At 70.9% G+C, this 25123-nt stretch carries 26 protein-coding genes, 1 tRNA gene and 2 pseudogenes; 21 read left to right on the top strand and 8 right to left on the bottom strand.

What is annotated here, in order from left to right:
* The 4 genes and pseudogenes from AB0I23_RS38735 to AB0I23_RS38720 all read left to right on the top strand — a co-directional run.
* Positions 1-209 (top strand): annotated as a pseudogene (locus AB0I23_RS38735) (hypothetical protein); the annotation flags it as partial.
* The gene (locus AB0I23_RS38730) at positions 206-1369 is read left to right on the top strand and encodes an ROK family glucokinase (RefSeq protein ID WP_359117395.1); all 1164 of its coding nucleotides are present in this window, start codon (positions 206-208) and stop codon (positions 1367-1369) included. The pseudogene AB0I23_RS38735 and the gene AB0I23_RS38730, both read left to right, overlap by 4 nt.
* Before the next feature lie 13 nt (positions 1370-1382).
* Positions 1383-1979, top strand: coding sequence for a hypothetical protein (locus tag AB0I23_RS38725; protein WP_359117393.1), 597 nt, complete (start codon positions 1383-1385; stop codon positions 1977-1979).
* Between the two features lie 175 nt (positions 1980-2154).
* On the top strand, positions 2155-2649 hold the full coding sequence (locus AB0I23_RS38720; protein WP_359117391.1) for a hypothetical protein: 495 nt from the start codon (positions 2155-2157) through the stop codon (positions 2647-2649).
* A 107-nt stretch (positions 2650-2756) separates the two neighbouring features.
* Here AB0I23_RS38720 and AB0I23_RS38715 read toward each other — a convergent pair whose 3' ends face one another.
* The 4 genes from AB0I23_RS38715 to AB0I23_RS38700 all read right to left on the bottom strand — a co-directional run bounded on the left by AB0I23_RS38715 (position 2757) and on the right by AB0I23_RS38700 (position 6772).
* Positions 2757-3722: a ferritin family protein gene (locus AB0I23_RS38715; RefSeq protein ID WP_359117388.1), complete on the bottom strand. Its 966-nt coding sequence runs from the start codon at positions 3720-3722 to the stop codon at positions 2757-2759.
* A 663-nt stretch (positions 3723-4385) separates the two neighbouring features.
* Positions 4386-5627 carry a PP2C family protein-serine/threonine phosphatase gene (locus AB0I23_RS38710; RefSeq protein WP_359117401.1) on the bottom strand — a complete coding sequence of 414 codons (1242 nt, stop codon included), beginning with the start codon at positions 5625-5627 and terminating at the stop codon, positions 4386-4388.
* Between the two features lie 161 nt (positions 5628-5788).
* A complete protein-coding gene (locus tag AB0I23_RS38705) occupies positions 5789-6349 on the bottom strand; it encodes a hemerythrin domain-containing protein (RefSeq protein ID WP_359117385.1) in 561 nt (186 codons plus the stop codon).
* Between the two features lie 219 nt (positions 6350-6568).
* Positions 6569-6772 carry a cold-shock protein gene (locus AB0I23_RS38700; RefSeq protein WP_267009397.1) on the bottom strand — a complete coding sequence of 68 codons (204 nt, stop codon included), beginning with the start codon at positions 6770-6772 and terminating at the stop codon, positions 6569-6571.
* 746 nt (positions 6773-7518) lie between these two features.
* On the opposite strand from AB0I23_RS38700, the gene AB0I23_RS38690 reads away from it, so the two are divergent.
* Together AB0I23_RS38690 and AB0I23_RS38685 are read left to right on the top strand one after the other, a co-directional pair.
* A complete protein-coding gene (locus AB0I23_RS38690; protein ID WP_359117382.1) occupies positions 7519-7740 on the top strand; it encodes a DUF6381 family protein in 222 nt (73 codons plus the stop codon).
* A 379-nt stretch (positions 7741-8119) separates the two neighbouring features.
* Positions 8120-8710 (top strand): DUF421 domain-containing protein, encoded by a 591-nt coding sequence (locus AB0I23_RS38685; RefSeq protein ID WP_359117380.1) that lies wholly within the window; start codon positions 8120-8122, stop codon positions 8708-8710.
* Between the two features lie 32 nt (positions 8711-8742).
* On the opposite strand, the pseudogene AB0I23_RS41880 reads toward AB0I23_RS38685, so the two are convergent.
* Positions 8743-9015, bottom strand: a pseudogene (locus AB0I23_RS41880) (hypothetical protein); the annotation flags it as partial.
* Positions 9016-9119: 104 nt separating this feature from the next.
* On the opposite strand from AB0I23_RS41880, the gene AB0I23_RS38680 reads away from it, so the two are divergent.
* From AB0I23_RS38680 to AB0I23_RS38640, 9 genes are all read left to right on the top strand, one after another.
* Positions 9120-9821 carry a hypothetical protein gene (locus tag AB0I23_RS38680; RefSeq protein WP_359117378.1) on the top strand — a complete coding sequence of 234 codons (702 nt, stop codon included), beginning with the start codon at positions 9120-9122 and terminating at the stop codon, positions 9819-9821.
* 7 nt (positions 9822-9828) lie between these two features.
* Positions 9829-10464, top strand: a complete 636-nt coding sequence (locus AB0I23_RS38675) for a MauE/DoxX family redox-associated membrane protein (RefSeq protein WP_359117377.1) — start codon at positions 9829-9831, stop codon at positions 10462-10464.
* A complete protein-coding gene (locus tag AB0I23_RS38670) occupies positions 10440-10988 on the top strand; it encodes a hypothetical protein (RefSeq protein ID WP_359117374.1) in 549 nt (182 codons plus the stop codon). The genes AB0I23_RS38675 and AB0I23_RS38670 overlap by 25 nt, the downstream gene beginning before the upstream one ends.
* Positions 10985-11902: a peptidoglycan-binding domain-containing protein gene (locus AB0I23_RS38665; protein WP_359117372.1), complete on the top strand. Its 918-nt coding sequence runs from the start codon at positions 10985-10987 to the stop codon at positions 11900-11902. The genes AB0I23_RS38670 and AB0I23_RS38665 overlap by 4 nt, the downstream gene beginning before the upstream one ends.
* Complete coding sequence (locus tag AB0I23_RS38660) at positions 11903-12091, top strand: hypothetical protein (protein ID WP_359117369.1); 189 nt, start codon at positions 11903-11905, stop codon at positions 12089-12091.
* A gap of 72 nt (positions 12092-12163) precedes the next feature.
* Positions 12164-12667, top strand: a complete 504-nt coding sequence (locus AB0I23_RS38655; RefSeq protein ID WP_359117366.1) for a hypothetical protein — start codon at positions 12164-12166, stop codon at positions 12665-12667.
* A 373-nt stretch (positions 12668-13040) separates the two neighbouring features.
* Complete coding sequence (locus AB0I23_RS38650) at positions 13041-13775, top strand: D-Ala-D-Ala carboxypeptidase family metallohydrolase (protein WP_359117363.1); 735 nt, start codon at positions 13041-13043, stop codon at positions 13773-13775.
* A gap of 201 nt (positions 13776-13976) precedes the next feature.
* The gene (locus AB0I23_RS38645; protein WP_359117360.1) at positions 13977-15725 is read left to right on the top strand and encodes a glycoside hydrolase domain-containing protein; all 1749 of its coding nucleotides are present in this window, start codon (positions 13977-13979) and stop codon (positions 15723-15725) included.
* A 46-nt stretch (positions 15726-15771) separates the two neighbouring features.
* Positions 15772-16710 carry a penicillin-insensitive murein endopeptidase gene (locus AB0I23_RS38640; protein ID WP_359117357.1) on the top strand — a complete coding sequence of 313 codons (939 nt, stop codon included), beginning with the start codon at positions 15772-15774 and terminating at the stop codon, positions 16708-16710.
* A gap of 56 nt (positions 16711-16766) precedes the next feature.
* Here the strand turns inward: AB0I23_RS38640 and selD are convergent, their stop codons facing one another.
* Entirely contained in the window at positions 16767-17810 is a 1044-nt protein-coding gene (gene selD, locus AB0I23_RS38635) for a selenide, water dikinase SelD (protein ID WP_359117354.1), read from the bottom strand.
* A gap of 56 nt (positions 17811-17866) precedes the next feature.
* Here selD and AB0I23_RS38630 point away from each other — a divergent pair.
* The 3 genes from AB0I23_RS38630 to selB all read left to right on the top strand — a co-directional run bounded on the left by AB0I23_RS38630 (position 17867) and on the right by selB (position 21093).
* A tRNA-Sec gene (locus AB0I23_RS38630) sits at positions 17867-17960 on the top strand.
* A gap of 35 nt (positions 17961-17995) precedes the next feature.
* Positions 17996-19303, top strand: coding sequence for an L-seryl-tRNA(Sec) selenium transferase (selA, locus tag AB0I23_RS38625; protein ID WP_359117398.1), 1308 nt, complete (start codon positions 17996-17998; stop codon positions 19301-19303).
* Between the two features lie 2 nt (positions 19304-19305).
* The gene (gene selB, locus AB0I23_RS38620; protein WP_359117351.1) at positions 19306-21093 is read left to right on the top strand and encodes a selenocysteine-specific translation elongation factor; all 1788 of its coding nucleotides are present in this window, start codon (positions 19306-19308) and stop codon (positions 21091-21093) included.
* A gap of 105 nt (positions 21094-21198) precedes the next feature.
* Here the strand turns inward: selB and AB0I23_RS38615 are convergent, their stop codons facing one another.
* The gene (locus AB0I23_RS38615) at positions 21199-21648 is read right to left on the bottom strand and encodes a transposase family protein (RefSeq protein WP_359117348.1); all 450 of its coding nucleotides are present in this window, start codon (positions 21646-21648) and stop codon (positions 21199-21201) included.
* A 186-nt stretch (positions 21649-21834) separates the two neighbouring features.
* On the opposite strand from AB0I23_RS38615, the gene pcaDC reads away from it, so the two are divergent.
* From pcaDC to AB0I23_RS38600, 3 genes are read left to right on the top strand one after another with little or no spacing between them, the layout of a single operon-like run.
* Positions 21835-23130, top strand: coding sequence for a bifunctional 3-oxoadipate enol-lactonase/4-carboxymuconolactone decarboxylase PcaDC (gene pcaDC, locus AB0I23_RS38610; RefSeq protein ID WP_436847062.1), 1296 nt, complete (start codon positions 21835-21837; stop codon positions 23128-23130).
* 13 nt (positions 23131-23143) lie between these two features.
* On the top strand, positions 23144-23800 hold the full coding sequence (locus tag AB0I23_RS38605; protein ID WP_359117343.1) for an MBL fold metallo-hydrolase: 657 nt from the start codon (positions 23144-23146) through the stop codon (positions 23798-23800).
* Between the two features lie 48 nt (positions 23801-23848).
* Complete coding sequence (locus AB0I23_RS38600) at positions 23849-24628, top strand: exodeoxyribonuclease III (protein ID WP_359117340.1); 780 nt, start codon at positions 23849-23851, stop codon at positions 24626-24628.
* Between the two features lie 69 nt (positions 24629-24697).
* On the opposite strand, the gene AB0I23_RS38595 is transcribed toward AB0I23_RS38600, so the two are convergent.
* Complete coding sequence (locus tag AB0I23_RS38595; RefSeq protein ID WP_359117338.1) at positions 24698-24973, bottom strand: glutaredoxin domain-containing protein; 276 nt, start codon at positions 24971-24973, stop codon at positions 24698-24700.
* Between the last annotated feature and the right edge of the window lie 150 nt (positions 24974-25123).

Genomic DNA, 25123 nt, shown 5'->3' with positions numbered 1-25123 from the left:
AACCCCCTGACGAATTCGAGGCCAACGAGGGGGAATGCCAGGAGTCCAAGCATCTGCGCTGGCACGTGGTCCACCGCAGGGAGTCCCAGGAACCGCGCACCCCGGCCGCCCGCCACGCCGCCCCGGCAGTGGCAGAATCGAGCCCGACGGGCGCCGTCCGTCGCCGGGAGCACCACCACCCGGCCCCCCAGACCCCGCAGGGACGATGAGCACGTACCGCGACTTCACACACCGCGGCTCCGCCCGCGCCACCGTCCTGCGGACCGTCGGCACCCGTGAGCGGCGCTCGCACCTCACCGCGCCCCGGGTACCCACCGTCGGCATCGACATCGGGGGTACGAAGGTGATGGCCGGCGTCGTCGACGCCGACGGCAACATCCTGGAGCAGCTGCGTACCGAGACGCCCGACAAGTCCAAGAGCCCCAAGGTCGTCGAGGACACCATTGTCGAGCTGGTCCTCGATCTCTCCGACCGGCACGATGTGCACGCCGTCGGCATCGGCGCGGCGGGCTGGGTCGACGCGGACCGCTCCAAGGTGCTCTTCGCCCCGCACCTCGCCTGGCGCGACGAACCCCTCAGGGACGCCCTGGCCTCGCGTCTCGTCGTCCCCGTCATGGTCGACAACGACGCGAACACCGCCGCCTGGGCGGAGTGGCGCTTCGGCGCCGGGCGCGGCGAGGATCATCTGGTCATGATCACACTCGGCACGGGCATCGGCGGCGCGATCCTGGAGGACGGTCAGGTCAAGCGCGGCAAGTACGGCGTCGCCGGTGAGTTCGGCCACATGCAGGTGGTGCCCGGCGGACACCGCTGCCCGTGCGGGAACCGAGGCTGCTGGGAGCAGTACAGCTCCGGCAACGCCCTGGTCCGCGAGGCCCGGGAGCTGGCCGCCGCGGACTCCCCGGTCGCCCACGGCATCATCGAGCGCGTGAAGGGGAACATCCCCGAGATCACCGGGCCTCTCATCACCGAACTGGCCCGGGAGGGCGATGCGATGTGCATCGAGCTCCTCCAGGACATCGGTCAGTGGCTCGGCGTCGGCATCGCCAATCTGGCCGCCGCGCTCGACCCCTCCTGCTTCGTCATCGGCGGCGGTGTGAGCGCCGCGGACGATCTGCTGATCGGCCCTGCCAGGGACGCCTTCAGGCGCCACCTCACCGGCCGCGGCTACCGCCCCGAGGCCCGGATCGCCAAGGCGCAGCTCGGCCCGGAGGCAGGTATGGTCGGCGCCGCCGACCTGGCCCGGCTGGTCGCGCGAAGGTTCCGGCGTACCAACCGCCGTCGCGTCGAGCGGTACGAGCGGTACGCGCAGTTCTACGACCAGGCCGCGAACACCATCCGCTCCACACGCAACACCCGCACCTCCTAGGGATTTCCAGAACATGACCACAGCCGAGCACCCCGTCGTGCCGCGCCAGTCCTCGCCGCCCGACGAGGGCGGCGGCAGGCCCCCACAGGACCGGCGCCGGACGATCCGCCGGCGTCTGATCACGGCGACCATCATCGTGCTGCTGATCGGCGTCCCGGCCGGCTATCTGCTGATCTCCGCAGGGCAGAGCCGCCGCTCCGGTCAGGACAAGGAGGCCGAGGCCGCCGCGCAGGGGATGCGCGAAGGCTGGCCGTCCCGGATGCAGCGCCGGATCTTCGAACTGCCGATCCCCGGCAACGCCCTGGACGTCCAGTACTACGAGACCAACAACTGGAAGGCCAGCCGGATGTACGTGCAGTTCCGCACGTCGTCCGCCGGCCTCGACCGGTTCCTGAGCCGTCTCGGCAGCGGTCGCGCGGCCCTGAAGGACGGCGAGGTCACCATCGGTGCCCGCGACACCGAGATCGCCGGCTGGTACTTCGGCCCCGGCGCCGACTGGGCGGGCATCACGCACACCAACAAGGACCCGCGTCCCACCCAGAACATCACCGTCGACATGACCGATCCGGCATCCCCTGTCGTCTATGTCGTGTCCGCGGCCACCCCCTGACCGGAGGGCGGCAGGGCGCTCACCAACCTGGAGCGAGCCTGGAGCGAGTGAGCGAGGTGAGTGAGACGAACACCCCGCAGTCCGCGCAGCCCTTCCCGGGGCCGCCGGCCCAGCAGGCGCCGCCCATGCAGCCCGTGCCGCCGACGCAGTCCGCCCCACCCCCGCAGGCGTCCCGGTGCTGGTGCCGCTGACGGCGTTGGCGTTCGTCGTCTGTGCGCGGTGGCCTTCGGTAGCCCGTCGGCTCAGCTGGGTGCTGCCGGTACTGGGGCTGATCACTCTTGCTCTGGTGGTACTGACCACCGAATCCGGCGAGTGGCTGGAGGAGCGGGTGCAGGAGAGTGCGCTACTGGAAAAGCACGCCGAGACGGGCTCCGGTCTCACTCCGTGGGCGATCACCCTGTTCGTCCTGACGGTCGCCGTCTGGTTGCTCGGCCGCGCCGGCCCTCGCCGGGAGCGTGAGCGCAGCGGTGCGGCCGACAGCCCCGCCGAGGGCAGGGCGTCCGCCGTGGCCCGGCCGGCCTCTTCCGTTCCGGTGCGTGTGGCGGCGCTGGTGATCGTCCTGGTCGTGGCCGTCGGTGCGGTCGTTGACGTGGATCGGATCGTTGAATCGGGTGCGAAGGCGGTCTGGCATGGCGGTTTCTCAACAAGCGGGTCCGGCGGCAGGGGGTGACGCGGCAGCAGTCGCACCAGTGGCAGCCCGGTCGGCCCATGTGACGTGTCGACCGGCCGGACGTTCTTGCCTTGTGTCCGGCCGGTCTCGCGGCTCAGCCCGGGCGGTCAGTGCAGTTGGTTGAGTGCCTGCTGGAAGGCGGCTGCGTGCTTGGCCTCGTCGGCGGCGGTGTCGCGGAAGTAGCGGGCGGCGGCGGTGTCGCCGACGGCGGTGGCCCGCTTGGCGAACCCCGGGTACAGGTTGGTCGCTTCGTTGCGCTCCCCGGTGATGGCCTTGCCCAGGTTGTCCTTCGTCGTGCGGACCAGGCCGGCCAGGACCGCTTCGCCGGCGAAGTGTTCGTGCAGTTCCACCCCGGCTGTGCCCTCGAACAGGCGGGCCAGTGCGGGGTTGCCGGTCTGCTGCGCGCGGGCGGCGAAGAGCATGTACTTGGCGTGGGCGAGCGCCTCGCCGTGCATGGCGGTGTCGAGGTTGGTCTTCGTGCGGGCGGCCTTCACCTTGGGCAGGCCGGCGGGCACCGACACCGTGTCGGCCTTCGGCGGCGCCGGGACGGTGCCGCGGCCGGTGGTCACGACCGTGAGCGCGGTGCGGTAGGCGTCGCGGTGGCGGCCCTCGTCCGCGGCGATCTCGGTGAACAGCTTGGCGGCCTCAGAGTCTCCGTCCTTGCGGGCCTGGTCGGCGAAGCCGCGGTACATGACCCGGTGCTCGTAGGTCTCGCCGTTGATGGACTGGCGCAGGTTGGCCGCGTTCGTGCCGGCCACGCCACCCAGGGTGGCCGCCTGCTTCAGGTGCTCGTTCAGTTCGGTCTGCGCCGTGGTGCGGAACAGCTTGCCGACGGCAGGGTGGGCCTCGCGGTCGGCTTGAGCGCCGAAGAGGCTGTAGGAGGCGTAGGCGAACGCCTCACCCTTCATAGCGGTGGTGAGGTCGGAACGAGTCTGCTGGCGCAGTGCCTGGGCGGCGGGCGCCGCCGTGCGAGGTTCGGCCGGTACGGCAAGGGCCACGGCTGTGGCGGCCTGCGAAACTGCGGTGAGCGTGCACACGCCGACCAGAAGCGTGCGTATCGAGTGGCGGAACATGATGTCCTCCTCTGGGGGCCTCTTGGGGGAAGCGCCCCTCCCATACGACCCGTGCGCGTGCACCCCTGCCCCTTCACATCACCCTTTCGAGTGGTTACGCAGCGTGTCATCGCCGCTGATCGCCCGGCACTCACCCGCACCGTCCCGGAATGGCCGGTCCCGCCCGGCACCTCGACCACGCAGAGGAACTCCTGGCCCGAACCACCGCCACCGCACCCTCCTGGGCAACCTGCTTCGACGCCGCCGAGAACGCCGGAGCCCGGGCCGGTAGCGCCCGAGACCTGACCCACCAAGGCCACCGCGGACACCCCGCCGGCCCCCATTTCGAGGCAGCTTTGCGCCTACGCGCCCCCGGCTTCGACCGCGTCCGCGCGATGGACCGGATCGGTCTCGCCGCCGCTCTGTTCGATGAAGGCGAACTTGAACAAGCAGCCGCTGCCGGACACAAGGCACTCGACAGCGCGGCCGTGCACTCCTCCCTCGTTGGCTCGCGCGTGAACACACTGAGAGCGCGTGAGACGAAAGGAGCCCCGCCGGAGTGCTCCGGTGGGGCTTCTGCGCGTGGCGGGGGATCTGCGCGCTCGCGCATCCTGGCGGCCGACTCGGGGATCGGTCGTGGGGGCTTCGGCGTTGTCGGCTCCGTGGGGGCGGGTGGTTGTCGGCTCAATCGAGGGTGGCGAGATGATCGGCGTCGCCGCCCCGCCACTCGATGAGGAAGATGGTTGCGTCGTCGCTGGTGAGGCCGCCTCGTTCCTGTTTCAGGGTGTGGGAGAGTGCTCGCACCACCGCCCGCACCGCGGTGTGGTCGCGGATGACGCGGTTGGTCCACTCGATGAGTTGCTCCTCACCGAACTGTTCCCCACCGACATGGTGCTCCTCGATCAGGCCGTCGGTGAAACACAGCAACCGGTCCCCGGGTTGCAGCATCCGCTCGCTCACTTCCGGCTGCTCACCGCCGAAGCCGACCGGCAAGGTGGTCGGGCTCTCCAGCCGGTCCGCCACGGCGCGGTCACGGATCAGCAGCGGTGCCGGGTGGCCGGCGTTGACCCATTGCAGCCGGCCCGTAGCGATGTTCAGACACATCATCTGTGCGGTGACGAAGTGGTCGGGGCCGAACTGCTCGTTGATGGCCTTGTCCATGAACGCATACACCTGGGACAGACTGGTGTTGGCCCGTCGCGTGTGGCGATAGGCGCCGATGGCCACCGTCGCCATGGTCGCCGCGTCCAGGCCGTGGCCCATCGCGTCGATCATGGCCACATGAAGGATGTCGCCGTTGAGGGCGTAGTCGAAACTGTCGCCGGCCACGTCGTACGCGGGCTCCAGGATTCCGGCCACCTCAACCTGCGGGACGGTCATCGACAGCGGGGGCAGCAACGACCACTGGATCTCCGCGGCCACGCTCATCGGGGCGCTGCGTCGGGCCTGGAAGAACAGGTCGGTGTAGGCGTCCTTGGTGACGATCATGTCTGCGACCAAGCCGGCGAGTCTGCGCAGCAACCGCCGGTCATCGTCATCGACGCTGTCCAGGGTGACGGCCATCGCCCCGATCTGGTCACTGCCGTCCAGTAGTGGCAGATACATGCGCACATGGCCGTCCTGCGGCACCTCTACCGTTTTGCGGCTCAGGAACGCCTCGCCGGCGGGGGAGTCCTTGACCGGTTCGGGTTCACTGACCGTCAGCCGCCGTCCCGGCAGAGGTACCAGCAGCATCTGTTCGTAGTCCTGCAAGAGGATCGAGAGGTCCCGGCCACCGACCCTGGCCACTTCTTCCGCGACGAGCGGGGCGATCAACTGTGGCGGCATCTCGTGAGCCCGGTCGAGCAGCACACCCAGCAACCGCTCACCAAAGCCCTCCGACCGGTCCACCCCAAACTTGCTTCGGTTCCGCCCGCCTTCGGCCATCGCTGCTTGCATCCCTTCGTCCCGCTGCCTCGGAGAACTCACTGGGCGGCTGTCTCCCCGAGGTGTTCGCCAGGTGGGGCAGGGCGCGGCCCACGTCGGTCCGGGTGACTACCTGGTCCGGCCGGTGGAGCCGGAGGGGTCACGCTCTTGTGGGGGCGTGCTCAGTTCTTGCCGCGTCCGGTCACCAGGTCCCGGGCCCGGTCGGCCAGTCCGGTGCCGGGACCGAGCAGCTTGTTGCAGGGCGGGGTGTCCGGGGCGGAGGGGTGCGGGCGAGTGGGGGCCATCTTCTTGGCCGTGCGGACCTTGTCGCCCGGTTCGTCCAAGCCTTCGGGCGTACAAGCCGCGGCGAGGAGGGCGAACAGCCCGCTCTCTTCATCGCGTACGTGCTCGCTCACCTCGAGTTTCAGCTTCGCCGCCAGGTGGTCGAACTGCGGGTCATCCGCTTCGAGACCCTCCAACTCCTTGAGACGCTGTTCCACCGCTGCGTGATCGGAGAGTTCCTTGTCCGCGATCCCGTCCCCGCCCTCGACGTGCTCCCGCACCGCCGGGTACAGGTACATCTCCTCAGCGACGGAGTGGCGTACCAGCTCGATGGTCACTTCATCGGCCGGCTTCCGGCGCTGCTTGTCGCCGACCGGCAGGGCCTCGACCCTCTCGAACAGGCCGTCGACCTCACGGTGGCCGGTGGTGAGTTCCGCGATCACATTCCCGCCGTGTCCCATAAGGAAGAATCCCTCCACTTGTCTGGCATGGGCCGAAGCCAGCTCACCGTTCCACACGCGTACACCCGAAGCTCTTCAACACGCGCAGCAGCGCGGCACGCTGGGGCGCCTGGCGTAACCTTGCATCCCCGGGCAGACCGGATAGCAACGGATCCGAGCCCTGACGCACGAATCCCGCCCCAGCGAGTGTGTCGCGGGGCGGGCGTCGTGCGTCAGGGCTCAGGCAGGGGTGATGTTCTCCGCCTGAGGTCCCTTCTGGCCCTGGGTGATGTCGAAGTTCACCCTCTGGCCTTCCTGGAGCTCACGGAAACCCTGAGCGGCGATGTTCGAGTAGTGGGCGAAGACGTCCGGGCCGCCGCCGTCCTGCTCGATAAAGCCGAAGCCCTTTTCCGCGTTGAACCACTTGACGGTTCCGCTGGCCATTGTGTCCTCCAAGGGGACTCGAAGCCGGCCCCGCACCCTGCGGGGCCGGAGGTGATCGCCCTGGCCCTCGGTGACTCTGAACAGCAGGGCCGCCCGTGAACTCGCGCTCACGGGCGACGGGTACTTCGGAACCATGACAGCTGGCCCTGACGCTACACCGGCCCCTCCGCCCGCACCGCGAGAACGCACGGGCGGAAAGGAGCACGAATCCTCCGTTCGGCGGTGTGACCCCGACCAGCAGCGGGTTGCCGCAGGAGCGTTGAGCGCCCCGACCCTGGCCTCCGCAGCGTAGGCCTGCCCGGTCCCGGCAGATGACCTCCACCTCCGCATGCCCAGCCAGGCGGCAAGGGGATCAGCTTCCCCTCGACCGGTCGCCGGGTCTCCAGGTCCACCAGGACGGTGGCGTACGAATCGCCTCTGCGCAGCGTGAAGTCATCCACGCCCAGGACACGTACTGGTGCTTCTGGAGGATCGGGCACGGTTCGCAGCAGGTGCGGCAAGGTGTCCTTCGCGACGCGGATGCCCAGCGTCGCGGCCAGGCGAGCGCCGGGTCGACCGGCGAGGGTGCGATCGATGGACAAAAGGATCGACCTGGGTGCATCAGGTCGCGATGATGTCGCACACCGTATTGGTCGCGGCCTCGCCCTTGCCGGGGGGCTTACGCACGGTGATGTTCCGGGATGCGGGGGTGATCGAGCCCTGGTTGTCTGATGGGGCCCGCTCTTCCCTACAGTTCAAGGAGTGACATGAGCGTCGCAGGCGAGTCCGGCAGCCGAGCACAGCAGATGCGCGAGAAGGTTCAGCAGCTGACCGAAGCCGCGGATCGTACGACCGACCCCCAGGAACGTCAGAAGCTTCAGGAGCAGGCCCGCCACCTGCTGGAGCAGAGCAAGCAGCAGGGCCAGAACGCCGGTGAGAACAGGTCCAAGGGCGCTGGCCGCGGGCGGGGTCAGCAGCCGCCTGAATGACGCACGGCCACTCGATGAGCGATGGTCTCCGCCCCCGGGCGGATCGTTGGAGGCCCTCTGCGGACGACTTGGGGCGAGAGCACGCGCCGCCGGACACTCGATTCCGCCCCCTTCCCCGAAGGGGGCGGAATTGCCGACCGGTCACGGTCAGCCGCTAACAGATGCGCAGACCGGACGGCAGCCGCAGCTAACCACCTTGCACCGTCCCGTCCAAAAAGCCGCTCGGCCACATGGGTGTACGGCGCTCAGCGGAAACGTCGCCTCGAACCTTCCCGGCGGGCACTTCCGCGGCGCCCAGGTCATCGTGATGCGAGAACGGCGGGGTCGGTGATCGGGATGGTCGGTTCTCGATGCTCAGAGCCGGAGTGTGAGGAGCGCCATGTGGCACGATCTGCTGTCTGTTCAGGTCCCTGTCGCGGAGAAGGTGCTGCGTACTGTCGGTGTCTACGCACTCATCGTGATTCTGTTCCGGTTGAGTGGCAAGCGCGGCCTGGCAAACCTGAACACCTTCGACTTCGTTGTGATCTTCCTGCTGTCCAACGTCGTCCAGAACGCAATCATCGGCAACGACAACAGCCTGCTCGGTGGCGCGATCGGCGCCACCACCCTGGTCACGGTCAACGCGGCACTGAACCGGTGGCTGGCCGTCGACGAGCGTGCTGTACGCCTGGTGGAGGGAAAGCCGACAACAATCATCGAGGACGGCCGGCTGCTCACGAAGGCGCTCAGGCACCTGGCACTGCGCCCCACAGAAGTCGACCACGCGGTACGTCTGCAGAACGGCGACGACATCAGCATGGTCGCCGTGGGGCGCCTTGAGCCGGACGGCCAATTGGTGATCGTGCTCAAGCCGTCCGAACAGAACTCCACGCGCGCGGATGTCCAAAGGCTGGAGACACGCCTCGTGGCGATCGAGAACCTCCTGGCATCGCCGGCTGCTGATCCTGGTCACCATCCGACCGAATCGTGAGACAGGTCTCCTCTTGATACCAGCACGGTTCAGCCGAAGGCTGCGGCCATCTCCTGGCAGGCCAGTGGCCCTTGACCGAGTCGGGACCGGTCCGCGAGAGCTTGCAGGATGCGCTGGTGGTCCGCCGACAGCACCGACCAGGCCAGCCCCTGGCGCCCCGGCACCTGCGACTTCGGCTTCGCCGCATCCCGGGGCGCGGGCTGCGTGTCCTCATGCCGCGGATGCGGCGTGGCCTGCGTGCCGGCGGTGGTGCCGCCGTCCGGAGCCAGTACCGTGTCGACCCGCCTGCAGGTGATCGCCCAGTCGACCCTTCCGCCGGGCGATGCTGCATTGACAGGGTCATGACTATTGTCTAGTTTCCTCTGCGGCTGCGGTGTCACACAGACCCCCGCCCCCCGGGAGGATGCACATGGTCGCATCGTTCGTCACTCATCGCGCCCTCGACGGCGGGACGTATCACCTGGAGGGCGACTTCGACCTCGAGTCGCCGTGTACTTCGGCCGTCGAGGTGGTGGTCGGTGGCCGACTGGTCGAGTTCACCGCCGGGCCAGCCTCTTTGGGGGACGATGTCGCCGCTTCCTTGGGCATCGCGTCACCCGACTCCGAGCTCACCTTCCAGAAGGGCACGCTGCGCATCTTCGAGTCGATCGAGCGCGAGCCGCGCTCAGGGCTCGTGGAGCGGCCGTCGCTCGTCGTGTGGCGCGGCGAGCGCCACGCACTCGTGACCCGGCTGTACGGCCTGAGCGTGGCCGAGGTGCTCGGGCTGCTCCGGTCGGTGCGAATCGCGGAGAGCGAGTACGGGCTCACACTCCAGCCGGATCCGTCGGCCGGAAGCGCCTTCGCGCGGCCCGCGACGGTGATCAAGGAGGTGCCCGGACTCGGGCTGCTGGAGCTGTCCCGGCGGACGAAGGAGCACACCGCCCAGCTTCCGCCCTGGAAGGGGGTGGCGGTCGCGTCCGGTGAGCTGTTCCGCGACACGCTCTCCGACGGCAGTCCGTTCTTCGTGCTCTCCTCCACCGAGATCTGGGCCACGGTGGTGCCGCTGGCGTCGACTCCCGTCGAGCGGGTGCCCGAGCTCGTCGGGCGGCTCGCGCTGCGGCACACCGGGTGAGCCGGCGGTGATCGGCTTCTACGGCGGGCTGACCGCCTCGATCGTCATACTGAGCCTGCTCATGGGTGCGGGCTCCCACGCCGCCCGTCCGGCTGCCCTGGGTGAGGCGCTGCGGGTGCACGGCGTGCTGGGCCCGCGGTTCCGCCGGTTCGCGGCCGCCGTCCTGCCCTTCGCGGAGGGCGTCTTGGGGGCGGTCGGCGCGGCCGCGCTGCTGACGGGTCACCAGCGGGGGCTACAGGCCGTACTCGCCGTGGGGACCGCCCTCTTCGGGCTCTACGCCGGCTACACGCGGCACGTCCTCGCCCTCGGCCGCGGGGGGCCGTGCGGCTGTTCACACCAGGATGTGCCCGTGAGCCGCTGGGTGACCCGGCGGGCCGCGGCCCTCGCCGGGCTCGCGTCGGCCGGCGCGGTCATCGCCGGGGCCGGCCCCGTACAGCTCTCCGCGGCGGAGCTGATCACACTGCTGCTCGCAGCTCCTGCCTGCACCGTGCTGCTGTGGTCCCTGCCCGCTGCCATGCACGAGCCGACCGCAGCATCCGTTCACCTGCCGACCAGGGCCGCTGTTCACCAGCCGACCGAGACCACCGTGCACCGGACTGCCGAAGGAGTGTCGACGCGATGGACTTCACCACCAGCGCTGTGATCGCCTCGTGGGCGGCGATCGCGCTGCTCGCGCTGGTCGTCTCGGGATTGATCAGGCAGGTGCACCAGCTGTCACGAACGCAGCCGCACCACCCCGGGCGGGTGGGCATCACACCCGGCGCATCGGCGCCCGGGCTCGATGCGGCCCGGCTCGATCCGGCCGGGCTCGACGGCCTCCTGGCGCCGGGCCGCGCCGCGCTGCTGCTCTTCCTCGACGCCGACTGCCGCACCTGCAGCCAGGTGCTCGCCGAGGCCGGCGCCTGGACGGTCCGCCAGGACGCTGCCGCCGCCCCGCAGGTGCTCGGGCTCTACGCGGGCGCCGGGCCGCAGGCTGAGGAAGGCGCCGTCCCGGTCAGGGATCACCGTCCGGAGTTGTTCACGGCCTACGACATCCCCGCCACCCCCTATGCGGTGGCCATCGATCCGGAGGGCCGGATCGCGCGTTCGGAGCCGCTCGGTTCACCCACCGCGCTGCTGCGGTTGCTCGACGACATCCAACCCGCAACGCCGAGGAGCCTGCCGTGACTTCATTGGACGACGTGCCCACGCTGCGCGGCTCCGGGAGCAGTGGCCGCCGATCCCGGACCAGGCGCGGGGCCCTGCCATCCTTCGCGCCGTCCAGGCGCACGGTGCTGCAGGCGGCGACCGCCGCGGGCTTTGCCGCGCTGGGGGTGTTCACCGCCGCCCGGCAGGCGTATGCCGACGGCTACGACATCTGGACCGGTGCGTGCCCGAGTTACGCCGAGGACCACAACTGCTCCCCGGGCTGCGGGCCCAGCACCATCTATGCCGACGCGTGCGTGACATCGGGGACGAACACCGGCTTCCACCGGTCGGACGGTGTCACCTGGACACTGCGGCCCAACCAGTGCTACGCCGGTACCTACGACGGCTGGCTGTGGCGCTACAGCGCGGCCTGCGGCAGTTGCGGCTGCGGTATCGAGCGGCGCTGCCACGACGGGTACCGCAACACAGGCTCCGGCTGGGTGAAGTCCATCTGCCGCTGGACCACCGACTGCGACTGCCCTGGCTCCATCAGCTGGCCGACCCTCGGCCGCGGCGCCACCGGGCCCGACGTCCACACCATTCAGCACCTGCTCACCTACCACGGTCATCCGACGGGCACCGACGGCATCTTCGGGCCGGACACCGAGGCGCAGGTCGAGGAGTTCCAGTCGGCGAATGGACTCAGCCCCACGGGCAGCGTCGGCCCGGCCACCTGGCCGGTACTGGTCGTCACCGTGCGCCAAGGAGACGTGAACGATGCCGTACGCGGCGCGCAGCGGCAGCTCAACAAGCACGGCTCCGCACTGACGGTCGACGGCAACTTCGGTTCGCTCACACGGCAGGCCGTCGTCTCGTTCCAGTCCCTGCACGGCCTGACCGCCGACGGCGTGGTCGGCCAGAACACCTGGCTCACGCTGACCGGGACGGCATAGATGAGCGAGTCCGGCCGTCCCGCGGCCCGGCCGAGCGGCGCGCGTGCCGTACGGGTGCTGCTCACCGATCCCGCCCTGCCCGTGGCGGCCCTGGGGATCGCGGCGATCGCCGCCGCCCTCTACGCCCCCATGCTGACCTGGGCGATCACCGGCGGTCTGGCCGGCTACTCGCTCTCCGGTTCCGTTTGAACGCGTAACAGCGCGTTCGCGCTGGCCTCGCCAGGTTGGCGGGCAACGTACAGACAGGCGCTGGTCCTCGGCGTGTTCACCGTCGGCCTGCTGGCCGGCGGGGTGCTGACGGCCGGGGTGTTGTGGCTCCTGTCCGGTCTCTTCACACCGCTCCCGGCCGGCGTGCGGCAAGGGCTGACCGTGGCCGTCGCGCTGCTTGCCGCGCTGCGCGACGCGGGCAGGCTGCCGCTACGCCTGCCGCAGAACGCCCGGCAGATACCGCAGGACGTGCTGCGCCGCCATCTGGCGCGCGGCGCCCTGCAGTTCGGCTTCGAGCTCGGTACGGGCGTGCGTACCTATGTCTCGGCGAGTGCGCCGTACGCGATGGCGGTCGCGGTGCTGCTGTCCGGGGGCTCCTACGCGCCTGCCCTGGCCGCCGGGCTCGGCTTCGGAGCGGGCCGGGCACTCACCCCGGCTCTGCGCAGGCTCTCCGGAAACGGGGGGCGCTGGGACGACCTGCTTGCGCGGCGGCTGAGCGGCATGACCGTCCTGTGCTCCGTGCTGATCGCCGCTGTCGCCTGCGCGGTCTTCCGATAGCGTCATCGCCCGATGTCGCGACAGGGCACGGAGGTTGTACGAACCTGCCCCGCCGTCATGGTGGTCATGGCGCTGGTGGTGGTCGTGCGCATGCGCCCGTGCCACACCGCTCCCTCCCGCAGGCCGGCCCTGGCCCGGGCCGTGGCGCTGCCATCTCCCGGGCCGGGAGCGGAGCTTTCTTGAGCAGGAATCCGCATCGGGGCCGAACGCCGCGTCACACCAGATGGCGCAACAACCGTGGCCTGCAGGCCGGTTGTGCCGGAGGTCTGGTCTTGTGGCAGATGGAGGCGGTGTGGACACGCAACGGTCAAGGAGGTCAAACTCGCCTCAGCCCCCTAGCGGGGAATCGGGAAGGACTCATGACGGAGGCTCAATGCTGAGGCGTGCAATGCAACTTGTTCTTACTATTGTCATGATCATGTCAGCCACCGCCGGTGGCATGCTGGCCACGGCCGCCCCGGCCCAGGCCGACGAGTGCTACACCTGGGGCCGCACCCTGTCCGAGGGCATGTCGGGCGCCGACGTGACCCAGCTGCAGATCCGGGTGGCCGGGCATGTCGACTACGGCGAGATCCTCTCCGTCGACGGCAGCTTCGGCCCGCGGACCACGGCCGCGGTCACCAAGTTCCAGCAGGCATACGGGCTGGCAGCGGACGGCGTCGCGGGTTCCCAGACGTTCAGCAAGATCTACGCACTGCAGGACCCGGACTGCACCCCCATCCACTTCACCTACGCCGAACTGAACAAGTGCAACTCCGACTGGTCCGGTGGCGCGGTCAGTGCCGCGACGGCCAAGTCCAACGGCCTGCGCACGATGTGGAAGCTGGAGGCCATGCGGCACGCCATGGGCGACGTGCCGCTCACCGTGACCAGCGGATTCCGGTCGACGGCCTGCAACAACGCGGTGGGCGGCGCATCGAACAGCCGGCACCTGTACGGTGACGCCGCCGATCTCGTCGGCAGCCCGACGCTCTGCCAGCTCGCCCAGCGGGCCCGCTATCAGGGCTTCGGCGGCATCTTCGGCCCTGGCTACCCCGACCACAACGACCACACCCACGTGGACGGACGCACCAGCCGCTCCTGGTCCGCGCCCAATTGCGGCGTCTGACCGGCAAGTCCCCACGCGCACAGCAGTCCACCTTCCCCGGGCCGGCCTGCGGCCCGGGGAAGGTGGGCCTGCCCTGTCCGTAAGGCGCGCGGCCGGACAGGCTTCGGCCACGGGCGGGCACCGCTCGTGGCCGAAGCGGAGCAGACCTGCCGCGCCGCTCCCCCCTCACTCTTTCCCCCACATTCGAGTAGGAGTGCCCTGATGTCGTCCCGCTTCCCCTGGCGCGCCCGCGCCGGAACGGCCCTGCTGGCGGTGCTCGCCGGTATCGGCGCGTTCGCCGTCCCCGGCCCCGCCCTGGCCGATTCCCGGCCCGAGAGCCGGCAGACCGTCACCTACCACGGCTACCGCATCGAGGTGCCCGCCGAATGGCAGGTGGTCGATCTGGCCGAGAACCCGCGCGCCTGCCTCCGGTTCGACAGACCCGCCGTCTACCTGGGTGAGCCCGCCGACCAGAACGACTGCCCCGCCGGAGTCGTCGGCCGTGCGGCGGGCATCGTCGTGGAGCCCATCACCGCCCGCTCCGCCGGCCAGGCGACGGCGGCGACCGCGCGGACCCAGCGCGGCCAGGCCACCGCCCCGACCGCCGCGTCCAGCAACGACACCATCCAGATCGCGGTCGAGGACGCCGGCGTCCTCGTGACCGCCGCCCACACCCCGGAAACCGAGAGCCTGGTGCGCGGCGTTCTCGCCTCGGCCGACCTCACCAAGGGCGCCGAGCGCACCGAGCTGCCGCGCGCGGCTCAGCGGTCCGACGCCACCCTCCTGGCCGCGGCCGGGCCGCAGCCGGGCAGCTACCTGGGCAAGGGCTTCGACGCCTGTGCCGCGCCCTCGCAAGCCGCCATGAACGCCTGGCAGGCGAGCTCGCCGTACAGCGCGGTCGGCGTCTACATCAGCGGCTCCTTCCGCGGCTGCGCCCAGCCGAATCTGACGGCGACCTGGGTGACCAACCAGACCAACAACGGATGGCGTCTGTTCCCCATCGACGTCGGCCGCCAGGCACCGTGCACCGGCTACTCGCTGACGATGTCCACCGATCCGGCCACGGCCAAGTCCCAGGGTGTCACCGCCGCGGCCGGCGCCGTCACCGCCGCGTCGAACCTCGGTATCCCGGCGGGCAGCGCCATCTACAGCGACATCGAGGCGTACAACTCCACGGCCTCCTGCAAGGCGGCCGTGCTGTCGTACCTGTCCGGCTGGACCGAGCGGCTGCACAGCAGCGGCTATCTGTCGGGCCTCTACTCCAGCGCCGCCTCCGGCATCAAGGACGCCGCCGGCGAGTACAACAACAGCGCCTACACGCGGGTCGACCACCTTTTCTACGCGTGGTGGAACGGCGCCGCCGACACCAACACCGGTTCCTACGTGCCGTCCACCTACTGGTCCAACCACCAGCGGATCCACCAGTACGCGGGTGAGGTCGCGGAGTCCTACGGCGGCTACTCGATCAACATCGACCGCGACTACCTGGACGTGGGCACCGGCACCCCGCCCCCGCCCACCTGCACCGGGGTGAACTTCGACTTCACCGCGTACACCACCGTCCAGAGCGGCTCGACCGGAGACCAGGTCAAGGCAGCCCAGTGCCTGCTCAAGGCCGCCGGCTTCGACCCGGGCACCCCGGACGGGATCTTCGGGTCCGCCACCACCACCGCCGCCAGGAACTTCCAGACCAGCAAGGGGCTCACGGCGGACGGTGTGGTCGGCGCGAAGACCTGGACGGCCCTGCTGTCCCGCGGATCCACCCCGATCATCCAGAACGGCTCGACGGGAGAGGCCGTCACCCGGCTGCAGCGCGCCCTGACCGCCGCGCTCGGGCGGACCGTGGCCATCGACGGTGCCTTCGGCCCGGGCACCGACCAGGCCGTACGCGACTACCAGTCCTCGCGCGGGCTGGGCGCCGACGGCATCGTCGGCCCCGCCACCTGGGGCGCCCTCCAGTCGGGGAAGTGAGCAGGAAGGTGAGCCGAGAAGCGAACAGGAACGTGAGGCAGGAACCGTGAGACGACTCGCACGCATCATCACGCTGTTCACCGCGGTGGCGGGCCTGCTCTTCGGACTGGGCGTCCCCGCGCAGGCTTTCCCGCAGGCCGCGTTCCCGCTGACGAGCAACGGCAACCGGGGCTCCGACGTTGTCGCGCTGCAGCACCTGCTCGCCGCGCACGGCCGCTCCGTGGCGGTGGACGGCGTCTTCAGCTCGGGCACGCAGAGCGCCGTGGTGGGCTTCCAGCAGTCCAAGGGCCTGGCCGCGGACGGCATCGTCGGGCCCGCCACCTGGGGCGCGCTCGTCATCACCGTACGACAGGGCGACAACGGGCCGGCGGTGACGGCCGTTCAGTCGCTGCTCAATGCCAAGCGGGGCGCCGGTCTCTCGGTCGACGGGGCCTTCGGACCCGCCACCAACTCCGCCGTCCGCACCTTCCAGTCCCATGCGGGAATCGGCGCGGACGGCGTCGTCGGGCCGGCCACCTGGCAGAACCTGCTGTGGCACTACGAGAACATCGACTTCGGCGCCGGCACGATGTGCGCACAGAGCCCCGACGGCAACGCAGGCGCCCACTGGGCGACAGCCGGCGCCGTCGGTCAACTGGAGGCCGCCGCCGCCACGTTCGCCACCACCGGGAACGGCAGACTGCCGGTCGGCGACGCGGGCTTCGAGCACGGTGGGGACATACCCGGACACGCCAGCCACGATGTCGGGATGGACATCGACGTGTGGCCGGTCCGCACCGACTCGGCGCAGTGCACCGCGGGGCGCATCACCTGGCAGTCGAGCACCTACGACCGCGCGGCCACCCGCAGGCTCGTGCAGGAAATCCGGGCGAAGGCGCCCGGCCACGTCCAGCTGATCTTCTTCAACGATCCGCAGCTGATCTCGGAAGGGCTGACCACGAGCTACCCGAACCACGACAACCACCTGCACATCCGCTACCAGTAGCGGGCCGGCCGCGGGCCCGGGGGCCTCGCCCGCGGACCCGCGGCCGTCCGCAGCGCTCAGCGGATCACCAGCGTGGTGCCGGCCATGGCGGGCACCAGTTCCCCGATGACCGGATGTCCGGGTATCTCCCCGGCGACCAGCAGCCCGCCGGAGGTCTGCGCGTCGGCAAGCAGGTGCAGCTGGTCGTCACTCGCCCGTCCCGCGTCCAGGTGCGGACGCACCCAGTCGAGATTGCGCCGGGTGCCGCCGCTGACGTACCCGGCCCGCAGGGACTCCCAGGCGCCGTCGAGCACAGGGACTGCGGCGGCGTCCACCACGGCCGTGACGCCGCTGGCCCGGGCCAGCTTGTGCAGATGGCCGAGCAGCCCGAATCCGGTCACATCGGTGGCGCACACGGCGCCGGCCTCCAGGGCGGCGGCACTGGCCTTGTCGTTGAGCGCCGCCATACCGGCGACGGCGTGCGCAAAGACCTCGCCCGTCCGCTTGTGGCGGTTGTTGAGTATCCCGACACCCAGCGGTTTGGTCAGAGTCAGCGGCACACCCGGCCGGCCGGCGTCGTTGCGCAGCAGCCGGTCCGGATCCACCAGGCCGGTCACGGCCATTCCGTAGAGCGGTTCCGGGCTGTCGATGCTGTGGCCGCCGCCGACGAGGCAGCCGGCGCTCCGGGCGACGTCGAGCGCTCCCGCCAGGACCTCCCGGGCCAGCTCCGCGGGCAGTACGTCACGGGGCCAGCCCAGCAGGTTGAGCCCGACGAGGGGCCGGCCGCCCATCGCGTAGACGTCGGACAGGGCGTTGGCCGCGGCGATCCGGCCCCAGTCGCGGGCGTCGTCGACGACGGGCGTGAAGAAGTCGGCCGTCGACACCAGAGCGGTGCCGTCACCGGTGCGCACCACCGCGGCGTCGTCGCCGTCGTCGAGTCCGACCAGCAGCCGGTCCTCGTCGCTGCCCAGGGCCTGTCCGGGGTTCCGGGGCGGCAACAGTCCCGCGACCATCGCCTCCAGCTCCCCCGGAGGGATCTTGCAGGCGCAGCCGCCGCCGTGTGCGTACCGGGTCAGGCGTACGGGCGCGGCTGGTCCGGCAGCGGGGCCAACAGTCGTCATACGACGATCATTTCACCTCTTGCCCCAGCAGCGTGCGGGGATCACAATCTTGCTCCGGAGGCGTTGGGCGGGCTGGTGCCCCTCCCGATCTTCAAAATCGGTGTGGTCCGGAAACCGGGCCAGGCGGGTTCGATTCCCGTCCGCCTCCGCTGACTTCGATCGGGGTGGCGCGGGTGGCGGACAAGATGCGGCAGCCGCCGGCGGACACCCGGCGGCAGGTGCCGAGCACCACGGTGCTGCTCGGAGATCCCCGGCTGAGCGAGGCGTCCGCACGGCTGGGCAGGCCCATCGTCAAGGCCGCGGTCGCCATCGCCCAGCAGGCCGTACGCGACGGACGGATCGCCCCGGGCGACGCGGTCCATGCCGCTCTTGCCGCGCTCCCCGCACGCGCGGCCGGGCTGAGCCCCGTGCACAACGCCACCGGCGTGGTGCTGCACACCAATCTGGGACGGGCCCCGCTGTCGCGGTCCGCACTGGAGGCGATGGCGGCGGCCGGCGGATACACGGACGTCGAGCTGGACCTGAGAACCGGCAGACGGGCGTCGCGCGGCCGCAGCACCATGGCGGCCCTTCGCGAAGCGGTGCCGGCCGCAGAGGCCGTGCACGTGGTCAACAACGGAGCCGCCGCACTGGCCCTGGCGGCGGTGACGCTGGCCCCGGGGCGCGACATCCTGCTCAGCCGGGGCGAGTTCGTGGAGATCGGCGACAGCTTCCGGATACCCGAACTGCTGGCCTCCTGCGGCGCCCGGATACGCGAGGTCGGCACCACCAACCGGACCCGTCTCGGCGACTACACGGACGCCGTCGGCCCGGACACCGGCTTCATCCTCAAGGTCCACCCGTCGAACTTCACGGTGAGCGGCTTCACCCGGGGAGTGGACGCCGGGAAACTGGCGTCGCTGGGCCTGCCCGTGGTGGTCGACATCGGCTCCGGCCTCCTCACCCCCGACCCGGTGCTACCGGACGAGCCGGACGCGGCCACGGCCCTGCGCGCCGGGGCCACGCTGGTCACCGCCAGCGGGGACAAGCTGCTCGGCGGTCCGCAGGCGGGGCTGGTCCTCGGCAGGGCCGCCGTCGTGGAGCGGATGCGCCGCCATCCGCTGGCCCGCGCCCTGCGCGTGGACAAGTTCACCCTGGCCGCGCTGGAAGCGACACTGCGCGGTCCCGAGCCACCCGTGCACGCAGCCGTGCACCTGCCGCTGCCGCAGCTGCGCATCCGCACGCTGCGACTGGCCGAGGACGTGGCGCGCCGAGGTCTGGACGCGCGCGTCGTGCCCTGCGAGGCGGTGGTCGGAGGAGGCGGCGCCCCCGGGACCGCCCTGCCGTCCTGTGCGCTCAGCCTCCCCGACGACCTGGCGACGCCGCTGCGCACCGGTGAACCGGCCGTGCTCGGCCGGGTGGTGCGTGGTCGGCTGCTGCTGGACCTGCGGTGCGTACCGCAGGCGTGCGACGGTGACATCCTTGCCGCGGTGCTGCGCGCGGCGGGGCGGTGATCATGCGGGTCATCGCGACGGCGGGGCATGTCGACCACGGCAAGAGCACACTGATCCACGCGCTGACCGGCAACCACCCCGACCGGCTGGCAGAGGAGCGGCGCCGTGGTCTGACCATCGACCTGGGCTTCGCATGGACGGAGCTGCCATCGGGCGAACGGCTCGCGTTCGTCGACGTCCCGGGACACGAGAGGTTCGTCCCCACCATGCTGGCCGGCGTGGGGCCCGTGCCCGCCGTGCTGTTCGTCGTCGCCGCCGACGAAGGCTGGAAGCCGCAGTCCGCCGAGCACCTCGCCGCCGTGGACGCCCTGGGTGTACGGCACGGACTGCTCGCCGTCACCCGCTGCGATCTGGCCGACCCCGGCCCCGCCACGGCGCAGGCACGGGACCGGATCAGGTCCAGCACCCTCGGCAGCGTCGAGGCCGTGGCCGTCAGCGCCCGCACCGGCGCGGGCCTCGCGGAGTTGCGCGCCGCCCTCGGCCGGCTGGCCGCGCGGCTGCCGGACGGGGACGCCGACTCCCCGGTGCGGCTGTGGATCGACCGGTCCTTCACCGTGCGCGGCAGCGGGCTGGTGGTCACCGGCACGCTCGGTGCGGGGCGGATCCACCGGGGCGACGTCCTGGTGACAGCCCGGACCGGCCGTCCCGTGCGCGTCAGGGCTTTGCAGGCCCTCGGCGAGGAGACCGATCTGGTGCGGGCCACCGCCCGGGTCGCCGTCAACCTCAGGGACCTCGACAAGGAGTTGACGGGCCGCGGCGACGCCCTGCTCACCCCCGACAGCTTCCTCCCCTGCCTGCGCTGCGACGTGCGCGTACATGGCGGAACACCGGCCGCGGCGCTGCCCCGCACCGCTGTCGCCCACATCGGCTCGGCGGCCGTGCCCGTACGCGTACGGCCGCTCGGTGCGGATATCGTCCGGCTGACTCTGCCGACGCCACTGCCGCTCCGTATCGGTGACCGCGCGGTGCTGCGCGATCCCGGTATGCGACGTGTGCTGGCCGGCCTGAAGGTGCTCGACCCCCAGCCACCGGAACTGCGGCGCCGCGGCTCCGCGGCACGGCGTGCGGCAGAGCTCGGCGACGCTCGCGGCACTCCGGGCGAGGCGGCCGAGCTACGGCGTCGGCTGCTGGTCAGGCGCGGGGAGCTGACCGCGATGGGGGTGGCCGTCCACACCACACCGGTCGCGGACGACTGGCTTGCAGACCCCGCCCACTGGACCGCCCTGGGCGCCCGGCTGGCCGAACTGGTCGCCGCGTACCGCTCCCAGCGGCCCACCGAGGAGGGCATCCCGGTGGAGGCCGCTCGGCACCGTCTGGGGCTGCCGGCCGTCTCCCTGGTGGAGGCACTGGTCACGCCGCCCTTGCGGATGAGCCGCGGGCGTGTGACCACCGGGCCCGCGGCACTGCCCGCCGCTGTGGCGGACGCGGTGCACCGTCTCACCACCGAGCTCGCCCGTCGGCCCTTCGCCGCGCCCCACGCCCAGCGGCTCGCGGAACTCGGCCTCGGCCGCCGCGAGCTCGCCACGGCGGTCCGCCACGGAGCGGTACTGCGACTCGCGGAGCACGTGGTGCTGCTACCGGACGCCCCCCGGCTGGCGGCCGACCGGCTGAGCGAACTCGACCAGCCGTTCGCCGTGGGAACGGCGAGCCGCGCCCTGGACACCACCCGACGCGTCACCGTTCCCCTGCTGGAGCACTGCGACGGTCAGGGCATCACCCAGCTGCTTCCCGACAAGCGCCGCCGGTGCGCGCCCCGCAGTCTGCCGGCGTCGGTCACCGCACCACCCTGAACCGAACTGTCGTCAAGACTTGTGGATCACCGATCAGAACCAGTTGATCGTGTTGTTCAGGAGGCGGGCGACCTTCGCGCGGATTGTCGCGTTCGCTCGCCAGGTTTACTCGACTTGAACGCCGGCGTTTGTGACTCCGGCCCGGCCGGCCGGGTTCTCCGCCGGTGTCAGGTGGCCTGCGGATACGCGCTGATCGCCGTCCAGCGCGTCACCGTCCACGCGCTGCAGCAGGCAGCGCGCGGTTGCGGCGTGCGGCACCGGCCGCAGACCGGTAAGTGGATCGGCAGCGAAGCCGAGGACGCCCAGCACATGCTGCGGGGCATCCGTGATCCACTCGCTGATCGCGACGAGCGAGCGAGCCCCGGTCAGCACCGCCGGGACGGCTGCGCACAGCAACGCGAGAGCCGGATACCGCAGTCCTCGCGCATCGCGGGGATCGGCGACCTGGATCAGGAAACGCCGCAGGTCAGCGACATCGCTTGAGGTGAGGGGATCGGTCGGGGAGTCCAGTTGCTCCAGTGCGCAGGGGATGGGCGATGATGTTCGGGCAGGCACGGTCTCGCTCGGTTCTCATGGGTCTCGACAACCACATGATCACCAGCACCGTGCCTGCTCTGCCCTCCCGGGCCACTTGCCACACAACGGACATGACGCCACGTCACTCACAGGGCCGGCGAACCGGACCAATCCCAGTCACGCAATGCCCCTGCGTCCCGACCCCCTCGCTTGAGAAGATGTGAGATATGGGAGCGTGAGCGGGTGAGCAAGACGACGACTAAAACCCTGCAATACCGCTTTGACGGGCCAGAAGACGCCCCGGTCCTGATCTTGGGGGCGCCCCTCGGTACTACACAGCACATGTGGGACCGGCAGATACCCGAGCTCTCCCAGCGCTGGCGGATCTTCCGTTTCGACCTGCCGGGCCACGGCGGCGCCCCCGCCCACCCGGCCACCGCCGTCGGCGAGCTCTCCGACCGGCTGCTGGCCACCCTCGACAGTCTCGGCGTCCAGCGCTTCGGGTACGCGGGCTGCTCCATCGGCGGCGCGATCGGCGCCGACCTCGCGCTGCGCCATCCGAACCGGGTCGCCTCGCTGGCCCTGGTGGCCGCCTCGCCGCGGTTCGGCAGCGCCGACGAGTTCCGGCAGCGCGGTGTGGTCGTCCGCACCAACGGCCTGGAGCCCATGGCCCGCAGCGCGCCGGAGCGCTGGTTCACCCCCGGCTTCGCCGCCGCCCAGGCCGCCATCGTCGAGTGGGCCGTCCAGATGGTCCGCACCACCGACCCCGGCTGTTACATCGCCGCATGCGAAGCGCTCGCCGCCTTCGACATCCGTACCGAACTCGGCCGCATCGGCGTCCCGACCCTCGTGCTGGTCGGCGCCGAGGACCAGGTCACCGGGCCCGCCGAGGCCCGGACCCTGGTCGCGGGCATACCCGACGCCCGGCTCGCCCTCGTCCCCGGGGCCTCGCACCTCGCCCCGGTCGAGCAGCCCGCCGCCGTCACCGACCTGCTCGTCACCCACTTCTCGACGAGCTGGCAGGACACCGTCGCCGCCATCCCCGTCCCGGGCGCCGGCCCCGCGCTGTCCGCCCCCGTGCTGCCCATCGCGGAGATCGCCCCCGCTATTGATCAGCCGGAGGCTGTGACCAACGGCCGCGCCGACCCGTTCGAACCGGGCATGAGGGTACGCCGCGAGGTGCTCGGCAACGCCCATGTCGACCGGGTTCTGGCCGCCTCCGACGAGTTCACCGGCGAGTTCCAGGAGCTCGTCACGCGCTACGCCTGGGGCGAGACCTGGACCCGCGAGGGCCTGGACCGCCGCACCCGCAGCTGCATCACGCTCACCGCGCTGATCACCTCCGGCCATCTGGAGAGCCTGGCCCCGCACATCAGGGCCGCCCTGCGCAACGGGCTGACGCCCGCGGAGATCAAGGAGGTGCTGCTGCAGACCGCCGTCTACTGCGGCATACCGGCCGCGGGCGCCGCGTTCACGATCGCCCAGACCGTGATTCAGGAAGAAACGAGGCCCCGCCCGTAGCAGGATGGTGACCATGAACGCTGCGAACCCCGTGCACCTGACACTGACGAAGAAGACGCACTCCTGCATCCGCCTGGAGAAGGACGGGCAGACGCTCGTCATCGACCCGGGCGGCTTCTCGGAGGAGGACGCGGCACTCGGCGCCGACGCGCTGCTGGTGACGCACGAGCACGCCGACCACTTCGACGAGAACCGGCTGCGGGCCGGCATGGAGGCCAACCCGGCCGCGCAGATCTGGACCCTGCGCAGCGTGGCCGACCAGCTCTCCGCGGCGTTCCCCGGGCGCGTCCACACCGTCGGGCACGGGGACACGTTCTCCGCGGCCGGCTTCGACGTACAGGTGCACGGCGAACTGCACGCGGTGATCCATCCCGACATTCCGCGGATCACCAACATCGGCTTCCTGGTCGACGGTTCGCTCTTCCACCCGGGCGACGCGCTCACCGTGCCCGACCACCCCGTCGACACCCTGATGCTCCCGGTGATGGCCCCCTGGAACAAGATCTCCGAGGTCATCGACTACGTACGCGAGGTCAAGCCGCGGCGCGCCATCGACATCCACGACGCGCTGCTCACCGATCTTGCCCGCCCGATCTACGACCGGCAGATCGGCAGTCTCGGCGGCGCCGACCACGGCCGGCTGGCCCCGGGTGACTCGACCGGCCTGTGACCGGCGCCGGTCCGGCGACTGTCAGTGGGAGCCGCTAGGTTTACGTACATGCGCATCGCCACGTGGAACGTCAATTCGATCACCGCCCGCCTCCCGCGGCTGCTGGCCTGGCTGGAGAGCACCGGCACGGACGTGCTGTGCATCCAGGAGACCAAGTGCGCGGCCGAGCAGTTCCCGGCGGACGAGCTGCGCGAGCTCGGGTACGAGTCCGCGGTCAATGCCACCGGCCGGTGGAACGGGGTCGCGCTGGTCTCCCGGGCCGGCCTGGCCGACGTCGTCACGGGGCTGCCCGGCGGCCCCGATTACGAGGGCGTGCAGGAGCCCCGGGCGATCTCGGCGACCTGCGGCCCGGTCCGTCTCTGGTCGGTGTACGTGCCGAACGGCCGCGAGGTCGCCCACGAGCACTACGCGTACAAGCTGCGCTGGTTCGAGGCCCTGCAGAAGGCGGTCGGCGCCGACGCCGCAGGCTCCCAGCCGTTCGCGGTCCTCGGTGATTTCAACGTGGCGCCGACCGACGAGGACGTCTGGGACCCCGCCCTGTTCGAGGGCGCCACGCACGTCACCCCCGCCGAGCGTGCCGCCCTCGCCACCCTCCGTGAGGAGGGCCTCTCGGACGTGATGCCGCGCCCGCTCAAGTACGACCGCCCGTACACCTTCTGGGACTACCGCGAGCTGCGCTTCCCGAAGAACAAGGGCATGCGGATCGACCTGGTCTACGGCAACGCCCCGTTCACGGCGGCGGTCAAGGACAGCTATGTGGACCGCGAGGAGCGCAAGGGCAAGGGTGCGTCCGACCATGCGCCGGTGGTCGTCGATCTGGATCTGTGACCGCCGTCCGGTGACGTCCCGCTGATCCTGGCGCACAGTGGCGCCTTGTCCCGACCGGCCGATCCGGGGCTACGACGCGTCCTGTTGCGGCGCATGGGCCTCCCGGACCGCGTCGCGCACCTGCCGCTCGGACGGATTGACCATCGCGTGCCCGGCCACGGGCACCGTCGGCACGGTCTCGTTCCCGTCGGCGACCGAGCGGATGAACGCCGCCGCCTCGGGGTCCCGCCAGATGTTCACCTCGGTGTACCTGAGGCGGGTGAACCGGAGCCGCAGGCGGAGCTTCATGCGGTACGGGCAGCCGGGCCGCCTGTAGACGACCATGCCGTCGCGGTCTTCGGCCATGCGATCCCCTGTTCGCCCCTGTGCGAGGGAGAGCACCTCAGATCGACCCGGGTCGGTTGATGCTCCTATTGGCTGTCAAGCGGCGGTTAGCCAGTCGCGGTAGGCGTTGGCGAGAGTGTCGTCACGGCGGGTGCCGCGTTCAATGCAGGA

Source organism: Streptomyces atratus (genome assembly GCF_040655115.1).
Taxonomy (GTDB): domain Bacteria; phylum Actinomycetota; class Actinomycetes; order Streptomycetales; family Streptomycetaceae; genus Streptomyces; species Streptomyces atratus_D.
Note: the sequence above shows the minus strand (reverse complement) of the source record. Positions and strands in the feature narration are given on the sequence as shown.

Coding starts and splice junctions, on each gene's coding strand:
- AB0I23_RS38650 (WP_359117363.1), top strand. CDS start 13,041: ATGCTGAGGCGTGCAATGCAACTTGTTCTTACTATTGTCATGATCATG.
- AB0I23_RS38690 (WP_359117382.1), top strand. CDS start 7,519: ATGAGCGTCGCAGGCGAGTCCGGCAGCCGAGCACAGCAGATGCGCGAG.
- AB0I23_RS38660 (WP_359117369.1), top strand. CDS start 11,903: ATGAGCGAGTCCGGCCGTCCCGCGGCCCGGCCGAGCGGCGCGCGTGCC.
- AB0I23_RS38645 (WP_359117360.1), top strand. CDS start 13,977: ATGTCGTCCCGCTTCCCCTGGCGCGCCCGCGCCGGAACGGCCCTGCTG.
- AB0I23_RS38680 (WP_359117378.1), top strand. CDS start 9,120: ATGGTCGCATCGTTCGTCACTCATCGCGCCCTCGACGGCGGGACGTAT.
- AB0I23_RS38710 (WP_359117401.1), bottom strand. CDS start 5,627: ATGGCCGAAGGCGGGCGGAACCGAAGCAAGTTTGGGGTGGACCGGTCG.
- AB0I23_RS38715 (WP_359117388.1), bottom strand. CDS start 3,722: ATGTTCCGCCACTCGATACGCACGCTTCTGGTCGGCGTGTGCACGCTC.
- AB0I23_RS38600 (WP_359117340.1), top strand. CDS start 23,849: ATGCGCATCGCCACGTGGAACGTCAATTCGATCACCGCCCGCCTCCCG.
- AB0I23_RS38705 (WP_359117385.1), bottom strand. CDS start 6,349: ATGGGACACGGCGGGAATGTGATCGCGGAACTCACCACCGGCCACCGT.
- selB (WP_359117351.1), top strand. CDS start 19,306: ATGCGGGTCATCGCGACGGCGGGGCATGTCGACCACGGCAAGAGCACA.
- AB0I23_RS38595 (WP_359117338.1), bottom strand. CDS start 24,973: ATGGCCGAAGACCGCGACGGCATGGTCGTCTACAGGCGGCCCGGCTGC.
- AB0I23_RS38730 (WP_359117395.1), top strand. CDS start 206: ATGAGCACGTACCGCGACTTCACACACCGCGGCTCCGCCCGCGCCACC.
- AB0I23_RS38685 (WP_359117380.1), top strand. CDS start 8,120: ATGTGGCACGATCTGCTGTCTGTTCAGGTCCCTGTCGCGGAGAAGGTG.
- selA (WP_359117398.1), top strand. CDS start 17,996: ATGCGGCAGCCGCCGGCGGACACCCGGCGGCAGGTGCCGAGCACCACG.
- selD (WP_359117354.1), bottom strand. CDS start 17,810: ATGACGACTGTTGGCCCCGCTGCCGGACCAGCCGCGCCCGTACGCCTG.
- AB0I23_RS38700 (WP_267009397.1), bottom strand. CDS start 6,772: ATGGCCAGCGGAACCGTCAAGTGGTTCAACGCGGAAAAGGGCTTCGGC.
- AB0I23_RS38605 (WP_359117343.1), top strand. CDS start 23,144: ATGAACGCTGCGAACCCCGTGCACCTGACACTGACGAAGAAGACGCAC.
- AB0I23_RS38725 (WP_359117393.1), top strand. CDS start 1,383: ATGACCACAGCCGAGCACCCCGTCGTGCCGCGCCAGTCCTCGCCGCCC.
- AB0I23_RS38670 (WP_359117374.1), top strand. CDS start 10,440: ATGGACTTCACCACCAGCGCTGTGATCGCCTCGTGGGCGGCGATCGCG.